A 6,489-nucleotide genomic window follows, 5' to 3' on the forward strand; every position below is an offset into this window, starting at 1 on the left:
CCGCGTACCGCACCCACGCCGCCTCCTCGGCCGCCTCCGCCGAGCGGGCATACACGTTCACGCTCCGACGGCCCGACTCCTGCGGAGCCCCCACCCACACCTGCACCACGGCCGCATCCCGCTCGCCCAACACCAATGGCGCATCCAGGGTCAACTCCTCGACCAGGTCGCAACCGACCTGGTCACCGGCACGCACCGCCAGTTCCACGAACGCCGAACCCGGCACCACCACCGACCCCGCCACCATGTGATCGGCCAGCCACGGCTGCGCACTCACCGACAACCGCCCGGTCAGCACCACCCCGTCGGCGCTGGCCAGCGGCATCGCCGCGCCCAACAGCGGATGATCCGTCGCGGCCAACCCCGCCGCCGCCACGTTCCCTATACCGAAACCGGTGTTCTCGGGCCAGAACTGCTGGCGCTCGAAGGGGTAGGTGGGCAGGTCAACCCGGTGCCCGCCCGGCAGTACCGATCGCCAGTCGACCGGCACCCCGTGCACATGCAGCTGGGCCAGCGCCGTCATCACCGCCATGTGCTCGTCCCGGCCCTTGCGCAGCACCGGCACCAGCACCGTGGGCAACTCGTGTCCATGTGCCTCTGGCTTGGTCGCGATGGTGTCCTGGGCCATGGCGGTCAGCACGCCGTCGGGGCCCAGCTCCAGATACGCCCGCACTCCCTGAGCGTGGAGGGCACGGACGCCGTCGGCGAAACGGACCGTGCCTCGCACCTGGTCCACCCAGTAGTCCGGCGAGCACAACTGCTCGGCCGTGGCCGCCTGCCCGGTCAAGGTGGACACGATCGGAATCTGCGGCGGGTCGTAGGTCAGCGTGCGGGCCAGGGCGCGGAACTCCTCCAGCATCGGCTCCATCAACGGCGAATGGAACGCGTGCGACACCCGCAACCGCTTCGCCCTGATCCCCCGCTCCTCCAGAGCGGCGGCCACCTCCAGCACCGCCTCCTCCACCCCGGAGACCACCACCGAGGCCGGACCGTTCACCGCCGCGACCGACACCTCCTTCTCGCGTCCGGCGAGCAGCTCGGCGACCTCCTCCTCGGACGCCGCCACCGCCACCATCGCCCCACCCGCAGGAAGCGCCTGCATCAACCGCGCCCGACCCGCCACCAACGCACACGCATCGCCCAGCGACAACACCCCCGCCATATGCGCCGCCGCGATCTCCCCAATCGAATGCCCCGCCAGCACCTCCGGACGCACCCCCCACGACGACACCAACCGGAACAACGCCGTCTCCACCGCGAACAACGCCGGCTGCGCCCACCCCGTCCGATCCAGCACCCCCGCCTCGACCGACCCCGGCTCGGCGAACAACACCTCACGCAGCGATCCATCGAGCAACGGCTCGAACTCGGTGATCACCTCGTCCAACGCCGCCGCGAACACCGGGAACCGCTCATACAACTCCCGGCCCATCCCCACCCGCTGACTGCCCTGACCGGTGAACAACACCGCCAGCTGCGGCTCCGTCGCGGCCACCCCGGCCACCACACCCACACCCGGCAGATCCTCGATCACACCCCGCAGCCCGGCCAGCACACCCTCACGGCCATCGGCCAGCACCACCGCCCGATGCTCGAAAGCCGACCGCGTCGTCGCCAGCGAGAACGCTGTATCGACCAGCGCCGTCTCACCACGGTCCTTCATGTGCGAGACCAGTCGCTCGGCCTGCGCCCGCAACGCCTGACCTGTCTTAGCCGAAACCAGCACCGGTACCACGCCCTCGGCCGGTACCCGGTCCTGCGGAGTGTCTTCTCCCTTCGATGTTTCCGGTCCTTGTTCGATGATCACGTGGGCGTTGGTGCCGCTGATCCCGAACGACGACACACCCGCCCGGCGCGGATGACCGGTCTCCGGCCATTCCGCTGACTCGGTCAGCAGCTTCACCGCACCGGCGGTCCAGTCCACGTGCGAGGAGGGAGTATCGACATGTAGCGTCTTGGGCAGCACGCCGTGCCGCATGGCCAGCACCATCTTGATCACACCGACCACACCCGCCGCCGCCTGCGCGTGACCGAGGTTCGACTTGATCGCCCCCAGCAACAGCGGCCGACCCTCGTCCCGGTCCTGCCCATAGGTGGCCAGCAGCGCCTGCGCCTCGATCGGGTCACCCAGAACCGTGCCGGTCCCGTGCGCCTCCACCGCGTCCACCTCGGACGACGACAAACCGGCGCTGATCAGTGCCTGGCGGATCACCCGCTGCTGCGACGGACCGTTCGGCGCCGTCAACCCATTGGACGCGCCGTCCTGATTGATCGCCGAGCCACGCATCACCGCCAGCACCTGATGACCGTTGCGGCGCGCGTCCGACAACCGCTCCAGCACCAGCATGCCCACCCCCTCGGACCAGCTGGTACCGTCCGCGGCGTCGGAGAACGCCTTGCACCGACCATCGGGCGCCATCCCGCTGCCCTGTAGGCCGAACCCGACCAACACCATCGGCGACGTCATCACCGTGATACCACCGGCCAGCGCCAGCGAGCACTCCCCCTGCCGCAGCGCCTGCGCCGCAAGGTGCAATGTCACCAGCGACGACGAGCACGCGGTGTCCACCGACACCGCCGGGCCCTCCAGGCCCAGTGTGTAGGACAGCCGGCCCGACAACACGCTGGCCGCCACGCCGGTGACGCCATTGCCCTGCGCATCCGCCGGAGCGTTCATCATCAGGCTCATGTAGTCCTGGCCGTTGGTGCCCACGAACACCCCGGCGGAGCTGCCCTTCAGCGAGACCGGGTCGATCCCGGCCCGCTCGATCGCCTCCCAGGTCGTCTCCAGCAGCAGGCGCTGCTGCGGGTCCATCGCCAGCGCCTCACGCGGCGAGATCCCGAAGAACCCCGCGTCGAACCCCGCCACATCCGCCAGGAACCCACCCTGAACATCAAGGCCCATCCCGGACAGCAGCTCCGGATCCCAGCCCCGATCGACCGGAACCCGCGAGATCGCGTCCTCACCCTCGATCAGCAACCGCCACAGCTCCTCAGGAGAATCGACCCCACCTGGAAAGCGGCATGCCATCGACACGATGGCGATCGGCTCATGCCTGCCCGACTCCACCTCTTCGAGCCGCCGGCGGGTCTCGTGCAAATCGGCGGTGACCCACCTCAGGTACTCGACGAGCTTCCGGTCTTCGGACATGAGAGTGGCCCTTCACATTGTTCAGACGCGGGCTCGAATCACAGATCTTTCGAGCGGCCCAGTTCGTTATCGATAAAGCTGAGGATTTCCTCGGTACTCGCCGATTCGAGCATGCCTGCGACAGCGATTTCACTAGTTTCCGTGCCGCTCTCGCTCACCTTCACCAGCAGGTGCCGCAGCCGGGTCGCGATGCCGTTCCGGGCGAGCTCGTCGAGCGCGTAGCCGGAAAGAGCGGTCTCGAACCGGTCGAGATCGGCCAGCAATGACAGCTCCACCGTGGTATTCGCTCCGGGTGCGATTTCCTCCAGGAGGTATTCGGCGATGCTGGCAGGAGTGGGGTAGTCGAAGATGAGGGTGGCGGGCAGCCGCAGCCCGGTGGCCACGTTGAGCCGGTTGCGCAACTCCACCGCGGTCAGGGAGTCGAAGCCCAGCTCACGGAACTCCCGTCCCGGCCGGATCGTGTCCACCGACTCGTGCCCCAGCACCACCGCCGCCTGAGCGCGCACCAACTCCACCACCAGCCGCACCTGCTCGGCCTCCCCCAGCCCCGCCAGCCGCCGTACCAGCTCCGCATCCCCGCCCACCGGGGTGGAGACCGCCGACCGGCGCCCCACACGGACCAGGCCACGCATCAGATGCGGCACCTCGGGGAACGTGCGCAGCACCGACAGATCCAGCCGCACCGCCACCACCGCTGCCCGGCCCGACGCGGTGGCCGCCTCGAACGCCGCCAACCCCTGCTCGGCCGACAACGCCGGCATCCCCGCCCGCGCCATCCTGCGCAGGTTGACCGCGCCCAGCGTGCCGGTCATCCCGGTCTCCTGCTCCCACAGTCCCCAGGCCAGCGACAACCCCGGCAGTCCCGCGGCTTGACGCGCCTGGACCAATGTGTCCACAAACGCGTTCGCCGCCGCATAGTTGCCCTGCCCGGCGTTGCCCATCACCCCGGCAAACGAGGAGAACATCACGAACCCGGCCAGGTCCAGGCCCTGGGTCAGCTCGTGCAGATGCCAGGCCGCGTCCACCTTCGGCCGTAGCACCGCCTCCATCCCCTCCGGCGTCAGCGACGGAATCGTCCCGTCGGCCAGCACCCCGGCTGTGTGGATCACCGCGGTCAGCGGGTGCTCGACCGGGACCTGCGCCAGCAGCGCCGCCACCTGATCCCGATCGGCCATGTCGCACGCCGCGACGGTGACCTCAACGCCGTGCGCGATCAACTCGGCCTGCAACTCCACCGCGCCCGGAGCGTCCAGGCCCCGGCGGCTGGTCAGCAACAGACGCCGCACACCCCGCTCGGCCATCACATGCCGCGCGAACAACGCACCCAGACCACCGGTACCACCGGTGATCAGCACCGTGCCCTCCGGATCCCAGACCCGGCCCGCCCCGTCGCCAACGTCAGATCCTGACGCCATCCGCGCCATCCGCGGAACCCGCACCTCACCCTCGCGTACCGCCGCCTGTGGCTCACCCGAGGCCAGCACTCCCGGCAGTGCGTCGAGCAGGGCCGGCAGCGAGGACTCCTGGTCATCCACGTCGACCAGTACGAACCGGTCCGGGTTCTCCGACTGAGCACTGCGGACAAGGCCCCACACCCCAGCGGCCGGAAGATCAGCCACCGCCTCACCGGCATCGGTCGCGACCGCGCCCCGGGTGACGAACACCAGGCGCGAATCGGCGTACCGCTCCTCGGCCAGCCACCGCTGCAGCAGATGCAGCACATGGGCGGTCAGCGCATGCGCCGACTCCACCACCCCGGCCGCGGACTCGGAAACCACCTCCGCCAGCACCACCGCCGGCACCGGACCCGCCTCGACCAGCGCGGGCAGATCCGCGTGCACCGGCACCACGTCCCCGGCCGCCCGCAACGCCGCCGCGACACCCAGCGTGTCCAGACCGAGTACCGCCACCGGCACCGGCACCTCGTCGGTCTGCGGCAGGCCACTCACGGCAGACCACTCCACCCGGAACAGCGCGTCCTGCCTGGCCCCGCGAGGGTCGAAGCCGGCCAAGTGCTCGGCGGCCATCGGCCGCAGCACCACCGACCGGGCCGACACCACCGGTGCCCCGGCCGCGTCCACCGCGCTCAGCGACACCGTATCGCCGCCCGTCCTGGTCAGCCGCACCCGCAGCACTGACGCCCCGCCCGCGTGCAAGCACACCTCACCCCATGACAACGGCAAGCGGCCATCCGCGACATCATCCAGCCCGGCGAATGGCACAACGTGCAGCGCCGCGTCCAGCAGCGCCGGGTGCAACCCGAACGAAGCCGCATCACCGGCCTGCTCCGGCAAACTCAGCTCGGCGAACACCTCGTCATCACGCCGCCAGGCCGCCCGCAACCCCTGGAACACCGGGCCGTACCCCAAGCCCTCGGCCGCCAGCTCTTCGTACAGCCCCGCCAGCTCGATCGCAGCCGCGCCGGCCGGAGGCCACACCGCCACATCGAACGGCTCGGCAGGCGAAGCACCCGTGGTGAGAGCGCCGGTGGCGTGCCGTACCCACGGCACATCATCGGCCGCATCCGCCGACCGGGCGTACACGTTCACCGTCCGACGGCCCGACTCCTCCGCAGCACCCACCCACACCTGCACCGCGACCGCCTCGCCCTCCCCCAGCAGCAGGGGCACATCCAGCGTCAGCTCCTCCACCAGGTCACAGCCGACCTGGTCACCGGCCCGCACCGCCAGCTCCACGAACGCCGAACCCGGCACCACCACAGAGCCCGCCACCACGTGATCGGCCAGCCACGGCTGCGCACTCACCGACAACCGACCCGTCAGGACCACCCCGTCGGAATCGGCCAGCGGCATCGCCGCACCCAGCAGCGGGTGACCCGTCGCGGCCAACCCCAGCACCCGAGCATCACCGCTCTGCTTGGCGTTCGGCCAGAACCGCTGATGCTGGAAGGCGTAGGTCGGCAGGTCGACCCGCCGCCCGCCGGTCAGCATCTGCTGCCAGTCCACCTTCGCCCCACGGACGAACAGCTCGGCCGCCGAGACCAGCACCCGCTCCAGCCCGCCGCCGTCGCGGCGCAGCGTCCCGGCGATCACCGTGACGGCGTCGGTCTCGTCCACACACTCGCCGATGCCGACCGTCAGCACCGGATGCGGACTCACCTCCACGAACACCCGATACCGCTGCTCCAGCAGCGAACCGACCGCCGGAGCGAAGGCCACCGTGCGCCGCAGGTTCTCACACCAGTACCCGGCCTCCAGCTCCGGACCCTCCAGCCACTCACCCGTCACCGTCGACAGCATCGGCACCCGCACCGCACCCGGGCTCACCCCCGCCAGCACCTGAGCCAGCTCCTCACCGATCAGATCCACCTGCGCCGA

2 protein-coding genes are annotated in these 6,489 nt (G+C 70.2%); both read right to left on the reverse strand.

Annotated features, from left to right (window positions below; translation table 11 throughout):
- Positions 1-3,151, reverse strand: a 3,151-nt coding sequence (locus AB0J58_RS43795; RefSeq protein ID WP_364227488.1) for a type I polyketide synthase, incomplete at its 3' end; no start/stop codon positions are given.
- Positions 3,152-3,189: 38 nt separating this feature from the next.
- On the reverse strand, positions 3,190-6,489 hold a 3,300-nt coding region (locus tag AB0J58_RS43800), incomplete at its 5' end, for an SDR family NAD(P)-dependent oxidoreductase (protein WP_364227491.1).

Origin of the sequence: Streptosporangium sp. NPDC049644, assembly GCF_040675205.1 — a bacterium.
In the GTDB taxonomy this organism is placed as follows: Bacteria; Actinomycetota; Actinomycetes; order Streptosporangiales; family Streptosporangiaceae; genus Streptosporangium; species Streptosporangium fukuiense.